This is a genomic window from Agrobacterium sp. BT-220-3 (genome assembly GCF_025910175.1).
GTDB classification, from domain to species: Bacteria; Pseudomonadota; Alphaproteobacteria; order Rhizobiales; family Rhizobiaceae; genus Agrobacterium; species Agrobacterium oryzihabitans.
This window is the reverse complement of record NZ_JAPAIX010000001.1, coordinates 532,807-550,004: the sequence shown is the minus strand read 5'-3', so window position 1 is coordinate 550,004 and position 17,198 is coordinate 532,807. Positions and strand designations below refer to the sequence as shown.

Here is a 17,198-nt window from a genome sequence, read left to right as displayed (position 1 = left end):
ATATTCAAATGGATGTTAGTAAAACATCCATTGAGTATGCTTTTGTCATACGAAAACTAATAAATGAAAACTGAAAATTTCGTAAGTGTGAATGAATTGTGAGCGTTGTCATCAAAAATAAAAGGGGAATATTCTATGGTGAAGCACGCACTTTTGGCGACATGCGCCATTGTGGTTTCGTTCGGAGCTGACGCTGCAAAGGCCGGCACGATTACCTATGATGATAATTTCGGTGTCAAGACGGGCTGGCAGATGGCTTCCGACGACGCCTATCTCGGCTCACGGGCGGGTTGTTTTGAAAGCCTGATACGCGTCGGCTACGATATGAAACTGGAGCCAAGTCTCGCCGAAAGCTGGACGCAGACCGGGCCCAAGGTTTGGGAATTCAAGCTGCGCAAGGGCGTCAAATTCCAGAACGGCGAACCGCTCGATGCAAAGGCTGCGGTCAATGCGCTGAGCAATCTTCTGCAGGCGCCCGTTCCCGCCCGTGCCTTTTCGCCGAAGCTGATTGCCTCTGTCGAGGCCGGCGGCGACGATATCGTGAAGATAACCACCATCGAGCCTTCGGTTCTGTTGCCGGCGCAGATGGCGAGCCCCGCCACCTCGATTCTCGCTCCATCCGCCTATAAGGACGGCAAGGTCAATCCGATTGGAGCCTGCACCGGGCCGTTTACGATGACGGAGGTTGACCCCAGCCAGCATATGGTTCTAACGGCCAACCACGATTATTGGGGTGGCATGCCGAAGCTTGCCGGCGGCCGCGTGAATTTCGTGCCCGATGCCGACACCCGCGCCACCCAGGCCCGAACCGGAGAAGCACAGATTTCACGCCTCGTTCCGCCCTGGACGGTGAAGACCATCGAATCCACGGATGGCGTCAAGGTTGCGCCGATCCCGTCGCCGCGTATCACGGAACTATTGCTGAACAACTCAAAGCCGCCTTTCAACAATCTGAAAGTGCGCCAGGCGATCCAGTCCGCAATCGACACGACCGGCATTGCCGACAGCATCTATGAAGGCGTGGTCAAGGGCGCGACGATGCCCTTCGCCGCGGGAGAACCCTGGGCTGAACAGGAATCCAAGCCCGCTTATGACGTGGAGAAAGCAAAGGCTCTGCTGAAGGAAGCGGGCGTGGCGCCCGGCAGTCTGAAGGTTACGCTTCTTGCCTATACGGCAAAGACGGAACTCAAGGATGTCGCGGCGATTATCCAGGCCCAGCTGCAGGAACTCGGCATCAAGGTCGATGTGCGCGTTGCCGACTACAGCGCAATCGAGCCGGATATGCTGGCCGGAAACTTCGACATGGCGCTGCTGTCGCGTGGTTACGCAACCGACGTCGCCGAACCGGCCGGTTTCCTCAATGCCGATTATACCTGCGGCGGCAGCTACAACATCTCGCATTATTGCAATGCGGATACAGACAAGCTGATCAAATCCGCCTATTCGGCGGCCGAACCGGCCAAGCGTTATGCCATCTATGGTGAAGCGGCGAAGAAAATCTATGACGAGGCCGTTTCGGTCTTCCTCATCCATGAAACGGTTTTCGATGCCTATTCGGCCAAGCTCGAAAACTACAAGCCGCATCCGCTCAACTACTTCGTCATGACGAAGGATCTGACGACGAAGTAGGCTGACGTAACGTTGCCTGCAAAGCTGAACTCGGCTCGCAAGAGCCGGGTTTGATTGTTTAGGGGAGGCAACCCCTCTCGCGCGTCATCCTCGCCCCTGAGGCGAGGATCCATCCCCCGCCGAGAGCATGGATCCTCGGGTCAGGCCCGAGGATGACGTTGCGGGGACCGAGGTTTGTCATTACCCAAAACCGTTCTGCACAGCCGGTTTTCCACGCGAGCGACAGCCACGAGTGCCAGCGGTCAAACTATAAGTTTCAAAAATTCGGAAAACCTCCGCCATCATCCTCATCGAAAAGGGAGAGGGCATTTGCCGTCTGGGGAGGCAGGAGGGACGAAGCCCTATGTCGTCCAAAGGCCGTCACGCACATTCAGCGTGAAGCGGGGCAGACAAAGCGATCCGGCGGCGGTTGGGATAAGACGCCGCCGGTGTCTCATTGGATCAGGCGCGTGCTTCCGGCGTGTAGCCTGCAGCGGTGATGATTTCGGCAATGCGCGCCGCGTCGGAGACGCCGCCAACCACAACCGTGCGGCTTGCCGGATCGGCATGCACGGCAGCACCGGGAACGGTCTTTTCGATCGCGCCCTTGATCACGCCGGCGCAGTGACCGCAGGTCATGTCTTCAACGTGGAAAGAAAGGTCGGCATCAACGGGTGCGGCAGCGGTTTCGGGGTGATGCTGGTGGGCGGTGCACATGGGCGGTTCTCCTTGGTTTGGAATTCGTAACAGGAGGAGCCTGAACTATTCCAACGTGGGAAGGTCAAGCGCTTTATTCACACGGGCAGAAAGAGCGCGCCGGCATTTTAGCTGCGCCAGAAAATCGGCATCAGCAGCACGAGAACGGTGAGGATTTCCAGACGTCCGAGCAGCATCATCACCGACAGGAGATAGAGAGCCGGGTCGCTGATCGTGGAAAAATTGCCGGCCGGTCCGATGATCGGTCCTATGCCGGGGCCAACATTGGCAAGCGAGGTCGCGACAGCCGAGGTGGCGGTCAGCAAATCGTAGCCCATCGCGCTCATGGCGAGGCTGCCGACGATCCACAGCGCGATGAAGCAGCTGACGAAAAGGAAGACGGTCCTGATCGTGTCGGGGTCAACCACCTGCTGGCCATAACGGACCGAATAAACAGCGTTCGGATAGATCAGCTTCTTCAAACCGGCCCGAACGACATTGAACATGATCAGGAAACGATAGGCCTTGATACCGCCCGCCGTCGAGCCGGAGCAACCGCCCATGAAGGTCGCGAAAAAGGCGACGACGACAACGAACGGGCCCCAGAGCGTGTAGTCGTCGCTCGCAAAACCGCCGGTCGAAAGGATGGAGGTCATGTTGAAGAAGGAATGGCTGAGCGCGTCATCCAGCGGCACGCCGTTCCTGAGATGATGGTAGACGCCGACCGCAATCGAGATCGCGCAGAGATAACCGAGGAAAACGGCAATCTGCGGGTCGCGCAGCGTCTCCAGCCTGCGGCGCACCGCAAGCAGGATCATCACCGAAAAGGGCAGGCTGCCGAAGATCAGGAAGATGGTGGCGATCCACAGCAGCGCCGTATTGTTGAAATAGGCGAAAGACGCGTCATGGGTGGAGAAACCACCGGTCGCGACCGTCGACATGGCGTGGTTCAGGGCATCGAAATGCGACATGCCGGCAAAATCGTAAGCGACGGTGCAGGCCAGCGTCATGATGATGTATATGGCCACGAAAGCCCGGGTGAAGCTTGCCAGCCGTGCGAATGGCCGGTCGTTGCCGGTATCGGAGGATTCCATTCGGAAGAAGGTCATGCCGCCGACGCGCAGCAGCGGCAGAATGAACAGGCCGAGCGCGACGATACCGATGCCGCCGAGCCAGCAGAGCAGCGAACGCCACAGAAGAATGCCCTGAGGCGCGTTGTCGAGGCCGGATATGGCGGTCGATCCCGTGGTGGTGATGGCTGAAATGGACTCGAAGATTGCCTGGCCAAGCGTCAGGTCGAGATTGGAGAGATAGAGCGGCACGGCCCCCACCAGCGAAAACACCAGCCAGAGCACGTTGACGAGCAGGAAGCCGAAACGTTTGTTGAAGGACGCGATCGGCCCGCGGGTCGCCAGCGCACAGGCAAGCGCAAAGCCGCCGCACATGAAGCCCGAAAGCGCAAACACCATCCAGTCGTCATTGCCGTAATAAAGATCGGTCAACGCGGGCAGGAACATGGCCGTCGCGAGATAGAGCCCGAAGATGGACGCCACGTATATGACCGAGCGCAGAAGGTTGCTGTTCAAGAAATGTAACCCGGAGTTCGTGGCCGCGCTGAAATGAGTCTTTGTCTCAGACGCCTTCCTATGGCATAGCGGGTGCCATTATGAATTTCAATGGATTGACAATCGTGGACAAGCAGCTTGTGGAGGCAGCGCGGCGGGAAGTGCGGGAGATATTCCCGGAAACGCCGTTGCAGTTGAATGAACATCTCAGCCGTCGGTATGGCGCGTCGATTTGGCTGAAGCGTGAAGATCTGTCCCCGGTTCGTTCCTACAAGATTAGAGGCGCATTCAATTTTCTCCGCAAGGCTGTGGCGAAGGCCGGCAAGGGCAAGGTGTTCGTCTGTGCTTCCGCCGGCAACCACGCACAGGGTTTTGCTTTCGCCTGCCGTCATTTCGGCGTTCACGGCGTTGTGTTCATGCCGGTAACGACACCGCAGCAGAAGATCGACAAGACCCGCATCTTCGGCGGCGAATTCATCAGCATCCGTCTGGTGGGCGACATATTCGACCAGTGTTACGCCGCTGCGCGCAAATACGTGGAAGATAATGACGGCTACATGGTGCCGCCCTTCGACCATGAGGACATCATCGAGGGCCAGGCAACGGTCGCAGCCGAAATCATGGACCAGCTTCCGGAAGGCACAAAGCCAGACATCGTCGTCATGCCTGTCGGCGGCGGCGGTCTGTCGGCAGGGCTTTCGGGCTTTCTGGCCGGCACGGTCCGCAAGGAGAACTTCGTGTTCTGCGAACCCGAGGGTGCACCGAGCCTGAAGAAGAGCCTGGAACGCGGCGAGCCGGTCACGCTCACCAAGGTCGACAATTTCGTCGACGGCGCCGCCGTGGCCCGCATCGGTGACCTGAATTTCAAGGCGTTGAAGGATTTCCCGGCCGAGCAGGTCTTGCTCATCCCCGAAAACGCCATCTGCGTGACGATCATCGAGATGCTGAATCTCGAAGGTGTGGTGCTGGAGCCGGCGGGCGCGCTGGCGATTGCAGCCCTGGAAAAGCTCGGCCGCGAGAAGCTGGAAGGCAAGACGGTCATCGTTGTCGTCTCCGGCGGCAATTTCGATTTCGAGCGTCTGCCTGACGTCAAGGAACGCGCCATGCGTTACACCGGCGTGAAGAAATACTTCATTCTGCGCCTGCCGCAGCGCCCCGGCGCGCTGCGCGATTTCCTCAATCTGCTCGGCCCGGACGACGATATCGCCCGTTTTGAATATCTGAAGAAATCCGCCCGCAATTTCGGCTCGATCCTGATCGGTATCGAAACCAGCGCGCAGGAAAACTTCGCGGGGCTTCTGGAGCGCTTCGAGGCCGCGGGTCTCGGTTATGAGGATATTACCGAAAACGACATCCTGTCGAACCTGATCATCTGATTGGTTTGAGAGCGACAGGGAGGGGCGGATGAGATCCGCCCTTCAAAAGGCGACATCGATTTTAGGGAGTGAAAGCCATGGCATCGTTTTTTTCCAAAATCCTCTCGGCCTTCGGCTCCGGCCAGCCGTCCGACGCGCCGCAGAAGACGGCGCAGGTGGAGCCGCATGCGCACGGCGAATATCTGATCTACGCGACGCCGCTCAAGGAAGGCGGCCAGTTCCGGCTGGCCGGCCGTATCGAGAAAAAGGTCGGTGATGAGGTGCTGGTGCACGAATTCGTGCGCGCCGATGTCTTCTCCAGCCTGGATGATGCGGTGGAGTTCACGGTCCGCAAGGCAAAACTGATCATCGACCAGAACGGCGCATCGCTTTTCCCAGGAAAATGATGACGGTTTCTTGCGTCGTACATTAAGATTCCGTTGGTTGCTTCGCCCTATCGTCCTTGGGGAGCATGGAGTCGCGCGCCACTGAAACCGCGCGATGTGAATAGATAGGGCATGTGCCGATGCAATGGGCAAATCTGGCACTCTTCGCGACGGAGGCCATCGTCTATTTCTCGGTAATGACGGCGTTCCTTCATTACCGGCATATTCTCGGCATCGGTGTTTTTCTCACCGCGCTGGGCGTGATGCATTTCATGGAAACCTACCTGGCGGCCGTCTTTTACGTCGAGCTGCCCTTCGGCGTGGCATCACCCGGCTCCTCCATCCTTTTTGCCGGCAAGCTGATGATGATCCTGATGCTCTATATGCGTGAGGATGCGGCGGTCGTGCGCCAGCCTATCTACGGCCTGCTTCTCGGCAACATATTGACCGTCATCATGGCGCAGATCATCCATTTTCATCAGACGGTCGCAATTGTACCCGGACAGTCGGTCAGCGCCGGTTTTCTGGATGAGATGGGCGTGTTGATGGTCTGGGGAACCAGTCTCCTCTATATCGACGCCATCGCCATCATTCTGTTTTACGAAAAGCTGGGGCGCTATCTGCAGCGCCATATCGTCCTGCGTTTCGCCATCTGCGGCGTCGTGATTCTAAGCCTCGATCAGGCAGGCTTTTACGGGGCGTTGCGGTATATGCTGAACGCGCCGATCGATGTCTTTTACGATGGCTGGAAGGCGAAGATGGCGGCGGTCGCCATTTATTCCCTGATTTTTGCCATTTATCTCAAGCTGACGGCGGCGAAGGGGCGCTTCCTGACGCGCCGCAGCGTTGCCGATGTTTTCAACGACCTCACCTTCAGGGAACGCTATGAGGAGCTTCTATCGCGCTCCGGCCGTGACATGCTGACCGGCGTCTCGGACCGTGCCCGCATGGAACTCGATGCGCCATCCGTTGTCGTGGAATGCCTGGAGAAAAAGCGCCCGGTCAGCGTGCTGATCGTCGATATCGATCACTTCAAGACCGTCAACGATACGTTCGGGCACTTGCAGGGCGATGAGATATTGCGGGAGTTTGCCGCCGTTCTGAAACGCATGGTGCAGCCGCATGGCCATTTGTACCGTTTCGGAGGCGAGGAGTTCGTGGCGCTTTTGCCTGCGGTTCCGCATGAGGCCGCACTTGCCTTTTCCGCCAGTCTGAGGATGGCGATCCTCGCGGACATGCAGCGGCCGGACGGTTCGCCGCTGACCGTCAGCATTGGCGTTGCCACGTCCTTCGAGGACGGACAGCTTTTCCGCGCGCTTCTATCGGAGGCGGATGCGCGGCTTTACGCGGCAAAAAATAACGGCCGGGACCAGGTCCACGGCCGTTATGGGATGTGGGTCGGCTGATACCGGCAAACACGCCGGCATCACCCGCATCAGATGGGCTCAGGCGGCCTGCGCCAGTTCGGCAACCTTAGCGCCGGCGGCTGCAACGGCCTTCTCGACGGCTTCCGGACCGAATGCCAGGCCTTCGACATAGATCACTTCCACATCGGTCATGCCCATGAAGCCGAGAACGGTCTTGAGGTAGGGCACGGCATGGTTCAGCGGAGCGGCCGGGCCTTCCGAATAAACGCCGGCGGCAGCCAGCACGATGTAAACCTTCTTGCCGGTGGCAAGGCCTTCCGGACCGGCTTCGGTGTAGCGGAAGGTCTGGCCGGCGCGGGCGACGTTGTCGATCCACGACTTCAGGCCGGAATAGATGTTGAAGTTGATGAGGCCGGTGCCGATGACAACCGTGTCGGCGGCCAGAAGCTCGGCAACCAGCTTGTCGGAGTAATCGGCGGCAACCGCTTCTTCAGCCGTGCGCTGGTCGGCCGGCTTGCGGATCGCAGCGGTCTTGACGGTGTCGAGATGCGGAATGGGGTCGGCAGCGAGATCGCGGTGGACAAGGGTATTCGCCGCCGACTTGGCCTTCAGCTTGTTTGCGAGTTCACCGGAAAACTTGTTGGAAACCGATTCGTCGCCACGCGGGCTGGAGGTGATGAGCAGAATGTTGGACATGGTCTTTCCTTGCATATGCGATGAATTGACGGGCGCCTTGGGAGGGCGGGAGAGCACGATGCCCTTCCTTTGCCCTCTATATGAGGAATTGCTGCCATCAAGAAAACTGTGATAATATGGAAGCCATCTATCGAGGAAATGGATGGAACATGGACGCGAACCCGACGCTCGACCAATTGCAGGTATTTTTGACGGTCGCCGAGACCGGCAGCTTTTCCGCCGCGTCTCGGGCGCTCAACCGCGCGCAATCGGTGGTCAGCTACACCATCGCCAATCTCGAGGCACAGCTTGAAGTCACCCTGTTCGAGCGCAACGGCGTACGCCAGCCACGGCTGACGGATGAGGGCCGCGCGATGCTCGAGGATGCAAGGCGCATCGTCGCCGGCCTGCAGGAGATGCGCGCACGCGCCAAGGGGCTGAAGCAGGGGCTTGAGGCGGAGCTTTCCGTCGCCATCAGCACCATGGTGCCGGCAGAAGCGGTCGTTGCAGTGCTGCGGGATTTTCGCAAGGAGTTCCCCACCGTCGCTCTCAGCCTCAATGTCGGCGAGCTGGGCATGGTCATGGACATGGTGCTCTCCCGCAAGGCCGGCATCGGCATCGGCGGAGCGCTGCTGCGCCAGGATGACGAACTGGTCGTCGAAAAGGTCGGCCATTCCTTCATGTTGCCGGTCGTCGCGTCGGATCACCCTCTGGCGCAGATCGAACGGCCGCTGGTCCTTGGCGACGTCCGCGAGGAGGTGCAACTCGTCGTCACCGACGCGTCGGGGCTGACCAAGGGGCGTGATTTCAACGTTCTGTCCTACAAGACCTGGCGGGTGAGCGACATCGCCACGAAATATCAGCTCATCAAGGGCGGTCTCGGCTGGGGCGGTCTGCCCGCATCGATCGTCCGCAATGATCTGACCAATGGCAGCCTGAAGGCGCTGGACCTCGAGGCCTATGAGCAGGGCGAATACCCGCTCTTTGCGCTCCGCCGGGTCGATTCACCCGCCGGCCCGGCCGGCCAGTGGTTGGCCACGGCATTCCAGCAGCGTCTGTCGGCCTGCCCGAACCAGAAGGATTTCAACAGGATAGTTGCCGGAAGCAAGCAGAGGAATATTTCTGTCGCCGCGGAGTGACATCAGCTGAATCCGCGACAATTGGACATGGATCGAGAGGGTGCCGCTTGTTTCTTCTCCCCGAGGGGGAGAAGTCCGCGGCAGCGGGATGAGGGGGCAACGTCAGCCGTATTCGGAGAGCTGCCCCCCATCCGACCCTTCGGGCCACCTTCTCCCCCGCGGGGAGACGAAACTTGGGGCGACTTCGGCGCTAGGCTGCGGCAAAGCCAATTGACGAAGGCAGGCCCTCTGCCTATACCTGACCCACGGTCAGCAGTTCACCGAGGCATCGCCGTCCCGCAAGGGAAGCTAAACCTGCATTTGGAAAGATTGACAGCACTTATCCCGTGCCTTGTCGGAAGCCGGCGATCAGCGACACCTTTTCGGAATGGCACTTGAGGGTAAGTCATGCCACGTTCGATCCTTTCCATTGATATTGCCGACCTCTCGACCTTTGCCAAATCGCTTCGTGAACAGATTGGCCGGCTGGACCGCCAGCCGAGCCATGTGGAGATGCTCAATCTTCTCAGCCGCGCTGCCGGGTTCCGCAATTTTCAGCATCTGCGTGCGTCACGCACGCCATCCGCCGAAAGCGGGCCTCCGTTACCGCAGACACGAGCGGAGACAATACCCGCCGCCAATGAGGGCAGGGTGCTGAAGACCGCGCGGATTTTCGATGGCGACGGTCGGTTGATGCAATGGCCCGCCCGCCGATCCCAGCAGGAACTGTGCCTCTGGTATCTCTGGGCGAAAATCCCGGCCGGCCGCAGTTTCTCCGAACGCGAATTCAGCGGCTTTCTGGATGGTCTGCATCTCTTTCGGGATGCCGCGATGCTTCGGCGTGACATGGTCGGCCTGCGGCTCATCCGCCGCAACCGCGACGGCAGCGACTATCAACGTATCGAGCAGAAGCCACCGGCGGAACTGCCGCTGCTGCTACGCGCTGTGGGTGGCCGTGACTGAGAAATGGTCAGCAATGTTACTGACGGGCTTTCATCAAACTCGACGTCATCCTCGGGCTTGACCCGAGGATCCACACCCCGCCGCAGTCAATGGATCCTTGGGTCGAGCCCGAGGATGACTTTGAGTTGGTGGAGGCGTCGAAAGCAAGCCTGCCCTCCCGGCGCATTCCCGCCGGGAGGGGTGGCATCCTCAGAGAACCAGGCGGAACTTTGCGAAGCCTTCCGCGCCGTCGCCTGCATCCTCTATTTTCGCGCCCTTGATATCCGCCGCATAGTGGCGACCCTTCGGGCCGGTCTCGAAGATCGCGCTGGTATTGGCGACAGGGGCGAAGGACCAGTTGGCATCCGCCGATGGGTTGATGGTGCCCTGATCGATGATATAGCGCACAATCACGTCGCGATTGGTGTCGGGTGCCACGAAGATCACCTTGTCGGCTGCGATATCGGGGAATTTGCCACCGCCACCGGCGCGGTAATTATTGGTCGCCACCACGAATTTCTGCTCGGGATCGATCGGCTTGCCTTCAAATTGCAGGTTGACGATGCGGTTGCTGTCGGGATTGACCGCCTTGCCGTCCTTGTCGAACTTCGCCGGCTTGGAAATATCGATCTGGTAGGTGACACCGTCGATGACGTCGAAATTATAGGACGGAAAATCCGCGTTCAAGAGCGGTGCGTCTTTCGCGCCAGCCTCGACCGTGTTGAACATGCCGGCAGACATTTCCAGCCAGTTCTTCACCTGCGCGCCGTTGATCAGCACCGCCTGCACCGTATTGGGGTAGAGATAGAGGTCGGCAACGTTCTTGATGGCAATGTCACCGGCGGGGACATCGGTATAATAATCCGCGCCACCGCGACCGCCCGACTTGAAGGGTGCGGCTGCCGAAAGCACCGGCAGGTCCTTATATTGCCCTTCCTTCAGCATGTCCTTGATATACCAGGTCTGGGCGTTGGAGACGATCTGGACGGAAGGATCGTCGGCCACCAGTGCGAAATAGGAATAGAGCGGGGCAGAGGTCTTGCCGACCGGCCGGCGCACATAGGCGAGCGCCGCTTCGTGATCGGCCTTGGCGGCGGCGATGACCTCCGGCTTGTCCGTGAAGTCTGCAACGATCTTGCGGTTTTCGTCGCGGTGATAGATCGGACGGGCTTCGGAGGTGAAGTCGACAATCTTCCAGCTCTTGCCGTCCTTTTCGAGCAGCAGGTCGATGAGGCCCATATGCGACCCCCAGAAACCGGCCATCACGGCAGGCTTGCCCAGAAGCGTACCCTTGACGGCATCCACACCCTCGATGCCGTCCCAGGTCTTAGGACCGGGGAAGACGAGATGCTGGTGGCCCGTGAAGATGGCGTCGATGCCCTCGACACCCGCCAGATAAAGCGAGGCGTTCTCCATGCGATCGGTCTGGCCCTTGCCGTCGATGCCGGAATGGGACAGGGCGATGACGATGTCGGCGCCTTCTTCCTTCATGACCGGCACCCAGGCTTTCGCCGCCTCGACGATATCGCGCGTCTGGGCCTTGCCCTCGAGGTTCTTGGAATCCCACATCATGATCTGCGGCGGCACGAAGCCGATGATGCCGACCTTGACCGGGCTGGTGACGCCCGCGCCGTCGCGAATCTGTTTTTCGAGGATGACGTAAGGCTTGAAGAACAGCTCGTCCTGCTTGGGATCAGATGCCAGCTGACCCTTGGTGAGGTTGGCGCAGACATAAGGGAAACCGGCACCCGCGAGCGTATTGGCCATATAGTCGAGGCCATAATTGAATTCGTGATTGCCAAGCGTGCCGCAATCATAGCCGAGAACATTCATGGCATTGATCACGGGGTGCTTGTCGCCGGCCTTCATGCCGCGCTCATAGGCGATGTAGTCGCCGAGCGGGTTGCCCTGCAGGAAGTCGCCATTATCCACCAGCATCGAGTTTCCGGCTTCGGCGCGGATCGTGCCGATGATCGAGGCCGTGCGTGAAAGCCCCATCGTGTCGTTCGGCTTGTCGGCGTAATAATCATAGGGAAAGACGTGAACGTGAATGTCCGTCGTTTCCATGATGCGCAGATGCGCCTGATTGGCCGCAGCACGGGCGGCAAAAGGGTGCAGCATCACCAGTGCCGACGAGGCCGCAATGCCGCCGAGAAGCGAACGGCGGGTGATGGGGTGGAGAGCGAGAAGCGACGACATGGGAACTCCTTCGGATGAAGCTTGCTCTGTCATGGAAAACGACAAGGTAGAAGCAATCGCCGAGGAGTCCATCATCAAAATGACAGGGCGGTGACGGACGGAGCCTTTTTCAACCGTTTGATAAATTTTTTGTCACGGGAGCGCCATGCGCGTGATCGCATGGGAATGCGCTTTGCTTGGCAGCGCATTCCGATTTCGGAAATCGATGTCTTCAGCGGGCGAGCGTCGGCTTCACTTCTTCATGGAAAAAGCGGAAATAGGAGGAAAGCTGTGCCAGCGTGTTGCTGGAAAGCCTTAGTTGCAGGCCGAGGCGGTTCTGGTGCTGCCATTGCACTTCACCCTCGATGAAACCAAGGTCCTCGCTCTGCACCTTGACCCGGCTGCCCTTGGCGGCAGCGAAAGGTCCGTCCAGTTCGAGCGCCATTCCGGTGGCCGACAGGTCCAGTACGCGGCCCCGGGTCGACTGGCTGAAATAATGCACGGTCGCGAAAATCCTGGTCTTGCTGCGCGGTGCGCTGCGGGTCGCCATATTAAGGTTGTTTGCCATTTTGCTACTCAAATCAATTGTTTTCGATACCTGCATCATGGCGCTGAAAGTTTGAAAGCCGTTTAGCTCTTCTGTTAAAATTGTAAGTAATCGTGCGATTATGCTGTATCAATACGGCACTGGTAGCAATTATTGCGGGCAGAACGCACGTGTACATAGGCGACGTCGCCGCGCTCCAGAAGATGTTCGGCGCGTGCCACGATCTCACTGGTCGCGGTCACCGCGCCAGTGCCGTAGACGATGCGGTCGTCAGCGCCATATCCGCGAACGATATAGTCCGGGCTGTTAAGCATCGGGGGAACGGCATCCGTTTGCGGATAGCGCTCACAGGCCTCCGCGTGAAGAAAGACCGGGCCCGTTTCGGCATAGGGCTGGAGCGAGGGGAAGGGCCGGTAGGCGAGGATCAGCATTCCTTCGCCTTCGTTAATCTGGGCAAGGCAATGGCGGCAGGGCATGCCGCCGGGGGAAACGGCTTTTTCCGGCGGGTTGCCATAGGCGTCGCCAGCTCCTGCACGAAAGGCTTCAGCTTCCTTAGCCGGCATTGCTGTAAAAACGAGATCGGTCATGGCTTGGTCCTATAGGTTCGGGTCGGCGTTGCTTCTTTGCAGCTATGATCTCGAAACAGAGCTCTATCCACCCGATTCTTGACAGGCGATGCAACCAGCCCATTGCGTGTTTCGTTAGCATCGGGAATCAGTGACGCTCCTCGTTCCCGGAAGGTCTGATTTTATGTTCCGTCGTTTTCTGGCCGCCGTTCCGCTGGCTTTCGTTTCGTTGACGGCTCCGATCGGGGCGCAGGCGCAGGTCGCCTCCGGTCTCGATGGTCTGTCCGACGAGCAGCTGCAGCAGGCGGTCAATTTCGTTATCGGCAACGCGATCTTCTCGCTCTACCACGAGGGCTCGCGCATGCTGATTTCGGATTTCGGAGCGCCGGAAACGGGAAGTGTCCAGGCCCCGGCCGATCAGCTGGCAGGAACCCTCATCCTCCAGGCCAATGAGGAATGGCTCGATACCGCGCTCGTCAACGCCACCGACAGCTGGTATCTGGCGCGTGAAGCGGAGACCTTGCCCGATCACGAAGCGCCGGTCTTTTCCGCGCTCGTGCCTGACAGAAGCCGTGACCGCAACATGGCCTGCCTGATGGTTGGCCGCGACAAGGACGGTTATGGCGATCTTGCCGCCATGATGGGGCTCGACAATGCCGAATTCGGCAAATGCGCCGCCGCCTATCCGGGCGTCGCTAAGGCCTGGGAGAATTTTTTGGCACCCCACCGCAGTCAGACGCCGTCCAGACTAACCGTCAGTTACGTAGCGCCGCGTGATCCCGAGCTTGAACCCTATGCCATCATGGTCAAGGAATCGAAGGTTCTCGATCTCATCAGCCGCAGTTTTGGTGGTTTTGGCCTGAAGGGGGACGTCAAGCTGACAGCAAAGTCCTGCGGCCGTCCCGATGTCTACTGGTCGGCGGAAAAGCGCGAGATCACCTATTGCTACGAGCTGGGTAAATTCCAGGCGGAACTGATCGCCGATCATCTCCTGAACAACGTCACAGAAGACAAGGGTGCCGCCGGCGGGCAAATTCCGACGGCGGTCAATCTGGAGCGGGAAATCTGAGGCCGATTGCCGGCGCTGCCAATCTGGCCTCCTTGAATGGTGGAGGAAAGAGCCATGCAGAAGGTTGTCGTTCGCAATTTTGCTATCTCAATTGACGGATATGGCGCGGGGCCTGACCAAACCTTGCAGAACCCGCTGGGCGTGAACGGCGAGGAGTTGCATCAATGGGCGTTCAAGACCCGCACCTTCCACCGCATGTTCGGCAAGGAGGGCGGCTCGACCGGCACGGACGAACAATTTTCCGGGAAAAGTTTCGAAAATATCGGCGCCTGGATATTGGGACGCAACATGTTCGGCCCTGTCCGCGGCGCCTGGCCGGATGAAAACTGGAAGGGCTGGTGGGGCGATGAGCCGCCTTATCATGTCCCGGTTTTCGTGTTGACTCACTATGAGCGTCCCTCGTTCACGATGAAGGCCGGCACCGTCTTCCATTTCGTCACGTCAGGCATCGAGGCCGCCCTAGACATGGCTCTGGAGGGGGCAAACGGCAAGGATGTCAGGATCGGCGGCGGCGTTTCCACTATCCGGCAATATACGGCTAGAGGCATGATCGACGAGTTGCATCTGGCGCTTGCGCCGGTGTTTCTCGGCAGGGGTGAACATTTGTTCGAGGGGCTGGATTTGCCTGCGCTTGGTTATCGCTGCACCGGGACCTCGGCGGGTGAGGGCGCGACCCATTTGATTATCGACAAGGTGTGAATGCTGCGCCGTTTAAGTATTTTTTAGAGACATCGCGGAGCAGTTTGCCGCGCTCACGGATCCCTACACCCTCATTCCTGTGCTTGTCACAGGAATCCAGCCGACGCGCGTCTGCGCGGCGAGAGAGTCCTTTTCAGCCCAAGGACTTGGGCTGACTGGATTCCTGTGACGAGCACAGGAATGAGGGAGAGGGGACCAGACACTCCTTATCGGAGAATGGCATTCGTCGCTCTCAATGGCGGTACTCAGTTGCGCAGCGAAATTTCCAGAAGCTCGGTATCGGATAGCGGCTCCACCCAGGCCTCATAGGTGCCGACAGGCGAAAATCCCATCATCTGGTAGAGTTGCAGCGCGCGTGGGTGGTCGAGCGTGTTGGTGGTCACCGTCACGCGTTTGGGGTTGTCCTGCCAGGCGGCGTAAAGCGCCTGCAACAGGAACCATTTTCCAACACCCGCGCCGATCGCCTCTTCGAGCAGCCCGAAATAGGAAAGCTCGGTCACCTCGTCGCTCGCTTTATTCAACTCGAAGAAGCCAGCGGGGGCACCGTTCATGTAAAGAACGGTGACGCTGTTCTTCGGGTCCTTGAGAACGGCGGAGAGTTCCGCATCGCTCATGCGCATGCGTTTTTGCCAGTGCCAGCGTTTTCCCACCCGCCAGTAAATATAGCGATAGAAATGCAGGGGAATATTGTTGACCCGCATCAGCGCCGTCTGAATGTTGACGGGTATCGGCAGGCTGACCTTTGGCGGTGCGGTCATTTCCAGCTGCGTGACATGCGCCTTCAAAGGCCCATGCGAGATCACGGGAACAGGCTCGGCGGGGCCGGTGACGACAGGGGTGTCTTCCAGGCCGCCCCATTCCGACCAGGAACCGTCATAGAGCGAATTGTCCGAATGGCCGAGCGATTCCAGCGCAAGCGTAATGACGGCGGCGGTGACGCCCGAGCCACAGCTGGTGACGACGGGCTTGCCGAGATCGATACCGGCGTCGGTCACCATCTTGCGGATGGCGGTGAGATCCTTGAAGTGGCCATTCTCGGAAAAGGCTGTGGCGGGCAGGCTGCGTGCGCCGGGCATATGGCCGGAGCGCATGCCGGCGCGCGGTTCGGCCTCGTCGCCGGTGAAACGTCCCGCGCCGCGGGCATCGGCGATCTGCTTTTCACCGCTGTCGACGATGCCGCGCATGGTTGCCAGAGAAGTAACGCGCTTCTCGTTGAAGTCAGGTGTGAAGGTGGCGGGCTCAATCTCCGGAGTACCGGTTTCAAGCGGCCGGCCTCCGCGCTTCCAGCCGTCAAGACCGCCATCCAGCACATAGGCCTTGCGCACGCCCATCACCCGCAGCATCCACCACACGCGCGGTGCGGAAAAGAAACCGGGGCCATCATAGACGACGATCGTATCGGTATCGCTGAGGCCAAGCTCGCCGGCCTGTTCGGCAAAGAACTCCGGCGAGGGCAGGGAATGCGGCAGGCCGGTCGCATGATCGGCGATCTTGTCCTGATCGAAGAACACGGCGCCGGGCAGGTGACCTGCCGCAAATTCTTCCGCGCCGTTGCGTTTATGCGCCGGCAGATACCACGAGGCATCAACGAGACGAAACCCGGCCGTGCCGAGCTGCTTTTCTACCCAGTCCGCCGAAACGACGAAACGGCTCTTATCCGTGCTCACGATGTCTCTCCTGATTTCAGGCAGCAGCTTCAGGCTCGCCGAAACGAATGCGGAACCGCCTGTTCTCCTTGCCCTTCTTTTCTATCTTCGCAATGTGAATATCGCCCACTTCCTGCGTTTCGGAAACATGGGTGCCGCCGCAGGGCTGGCTGTCGATGCTGGAATTTTCGCCGATGCAAACGAGGCTGACCCGACCAAGGCCCATCGGTGGCCGCACATTCTTGGATTTGACGATGCCCGGATTGGCCTGAAGTTCCTCGTCGGTGATCCATTGGAGGAAGACGGGATGGTTGGCTTTCACCAGCTCCATCAGCTTTGCCGTCACCTCGTCCTTGTCGATGGTTTCCGACATGTCGAAATCGACACGCGATTCGTCCTCGCCGACGGCGGCTCCGGTAATCGGCCACTGGCAGACGACGGAGAGCAGATGGCAGGCGGTGTGCATGCGCATCAGCTTGTAGCGACGCGGCCAGTCCACATGCAGGGTGAGTTTTTCACCGACCTCGGGAGAAGGCTGACCTTCCAGCGGCACATGGATGATAACACTCTTGTCGGCGCCATTTTTGGTGATGCCGAGTTCGATGCGCGAACCGTCTGCCCGCTCGAGAAAGCCGCTATCGCCCGGCTGGCCGCCGGAGGTGGCGTAAAAGCAGGTCTGGTCGAACTCGATGCCGTCATCCTCATGCACCGCCGTGACGATCGCTTCTGCGGTGGAAAGATAAAAATCGTCACGGAACAGGGCATTCACAGGCATTTCGGC

16 protein-coding genes are annotated in these 17,198 nt (G+C 59.2%); 8 read left to right on the top strand and 8 right to left on the bottom strand.

Going from position 1 to position 17,198, the window contains the following annotated elements; all coding sequences use genetic code 11:
• Nucleotides 1–135: 135 nt before the first annotated feature.
• Nucleotides 136–1,629 (top strand): ABC transporter substrate-binding protein, encoded by a 1,494-nt coding sequence (locus OK142_RS02900; protein ID WP_498680956.1) that lies wholly within the window; start codon nt 136–138, stop codon nt 1,627–1,629.
• Between the two features lie 441 nt (nt 1,630–2,070).
• On the opposite strand, the gene OK142_RS02895 is transcribed toward OK142_RS02900, so the two are convergent.
• Together OK142_RS02895 and OK142_RS02890 are read right to left on the bottom strand one after the other, a co-directional pair.
• The gene (locus tag OK142_RS02895; protein ID WP_003496638.1) at nt 2,071–2,325 is read right to left on the bottom strand and encodes a heavy-metal-associated domain-containing protein; all 255 of its coding nucleotides are present in this window, start codon (nt 2,323–2,325) and stop codon (nt 2,071–2,073) included.
• A 107-nt stretch (nt 2,326–2,432) separates the two neighbouring features.
• Nucleotides 2,433–3,890 (bottom strand): TrkH family potassium uptake protein, encoded by a 1,458-nt coding sequence (locus tag OK142_RS02890; RefSeq protein WP_167373898.1) that lies wholly within the window; start codon nt 3,888–3,890, stop codon nt 2,433–2,435.
• An 80-nt stretch (nt 3,891–3,970) separates the two neighbouring features.
• Here OK142_RS02890 and ilvA point away from each other — a divergent pair, with 80 nt between their 5' ends.
• The 3 genes from ilvA to OK142_RS02875 all read left to right on the top strand — a co-directional run bounded on the left by ilvA (nt 3,971) and on the right by OK142_RS02875 (nt 7,016).
• Nucleotides 3,971–5,245, top strand: coding sequence for a threonine ammonia-lyase (gene ilvA, locus OK142_RS02885; protein ID WP_003496636.1), 1,275 nt, complete (start codon nt 3,971–3,973; stop codon nt 5,243–5,245).
• Between the two features lie 77 nt (nt 5,246–5,322).
• Nucleotides 5,323–5,631, top strand: a complete 309-nt coding sequence (locus OK142_RS02880) for an HlyU family transcriptional regulator (RefSeq protein ID WP_035242632.1) — start codon at nt 5,323–5,325, stop codon at nt 5,629–5,631.
• 119 nt (nt 5,632–5,750) lie between these two features.
• Complete coding sequence (locus OK142_RS02875) at nt 5,751–7,016, top strand: GGDEF domain-containing protein (protein WP_035242630.1); 1,266 nt, start codon at nt 5,751–5,753, stop codon at nt 7,014–7,016.
• Nucleotides 7,017–7,055: 39 nt separating this feature from the next.
• Here the strand turns inward: OK142_RS02875 and OK142_RS02870 are convergent, their stop codons facing one another.
• Nucleotides 7,056–7,673: an FMN-dependent NADH-azoreductase gene (locus OK142_RS02870; protein ID WP_003496633.1), complete on the bottom strand. Its 618-nt coding sequence runs from the start codon at nt 7,671–7,673 to the stop codon at nt 7,056–7,058.
• Nucleotides 7,674–7,822: 149 nt separating this feature from the next.
• Between OK142_RS02870 and OK142_RS02865 the strand changes: the two genes are divergently transcribed.
• Nucleotides 7,823–8,791, top strand: a complete 969-nt coding sequence (locus OK142_RS02865; RefSeq protein WP_035242628.1) for a LysR family transcriptional regulator — start codon at nt 7,823–7,825, stop codon at nt 8,789–8,791.
• Nucleotides 8,792–9,178: 387 nt separating this feature from the next.
• Nucleotides 9,179–9,733 carry a DUF2087 domain-containing protein gene (locus tag OK142_RS02860; RefSeq protein ID WP_498680952.1) on the top strand — a complete coding sequence of 185 codons (555 nt, stop codon included), beginning with the start codon at nt 9,179–9,181 and terminating at the stop codon, nt 9,731–9,733.
• Between the two features lie 189 nt (nt 9,734–9,922).
• Here the strand turns inward: OK142_RS02860 and OK142_RS02855 are convergent, their stop codons facing one another.
• From OK142_RS02855 to OK142_RS02845, 3 genes are all read right to left on the bottom strand, one after another.
• Entirely contained in the window at nt 9,923–11,911 is a 1,989-nt protein-coding gene (locus tag OK142_RS02855; RefSeq protein ID WP_082184117.1) for a bifunctional 2',3'-cyclic-nucleotide 2'-phosphodiesterase/3'-nucleotidase, read from the bottom strand.
• A 211-nt stretch (nt 11,912–12,122) separates the two neighbouring features.
• Nucleotides 12,123–12,458 (bottom strand): PilZ domain-containing protein, encoded by a 336-nt coding sequence (locus OK142_RS02850; RefSeq protein ID WP_035242626.1) that lies wholly within the window; start codon nt 12,456–12,458, stop codon nt 12,123–12,125.
• 98 nt (nt 12,459–12,556) lie between these two features.
• Nucleotides 12,557–13,024 (bottom strand): DUF1203 domain-containing protein, encoded by a 468-nt coding sequence (locus OK142_RS02845; RefSeq protein ID WP_137037447.1) that lies wholly within the window; start codon nt 13,022–13,024, stop codon nt 12,557–12,559.
• A 163-nt stretch (nt 13,025–13,187) separates the two neighbouring features.
• On the opposite strand from OK142_RS02845, the gene OK142_RS02840 reads away from it, so the two are divergent.
• Together OK142_RS02840 and OK142_RS02835 are read left to right on the top strand one after the other, a co-directional pair.
• The gene (locus OK142_RS02840) at nt 13,188–14,072 is read left to right on the top strand and encodes a DUF4344 domain-containing metallopeptidase (RefSeq protein ID WP_003496623.1); all 885 of its coding nucleotides are present in this window, start codon (nt 13,188–13,190) and stop codon (nt 14,070–14,072) included.
• 54 nt (nt 14,073–14,126) lie between these two features.
• Nucleotides 14,127–14,771: a dihydrofolate reductase family protein gene (locus OK142_RS02835; protein ID WP_498680950.1), complete on the top strand. Its 645-nt coding sequence runs from the start codon at nt 14,127–14,129 to the stop codon at nt 14,769–14,771.
• A 245-nt stretch (nt 14,772–15,016) separates the two neighbouring features.
• Here OK142_RS02835 and sseA read toward each other — a convergent pair whose 3' ends face one another.
• Nucleotides 15,017–16,438: a 3-mercaptopyruvate sulfurtransferase gene (gene sseA, locus OK142_RS02830; protein WP_498680949.1), complete on the bottom strand. Its 1,422-nt coding sequence runs from the start codon at nt 16,436–16,438 to the stop codon at nt 15,017–15,019.
• Nucleotides 16,439–16,454: 16 nt separating this feature from the next.
• A complete protein-coding gene (locus tag OK142_RS02825) occupies nt 16,455–17,192 on the bottom strand; it encodes an alanyl-tRNA editing protein (RefSeq protein ID WP_498680947.1) in 738 nt (245 codons plus the stop codon).
• Between the last annotated feature and the right edge of the window lie 6 nt (nt 17,193–17,198).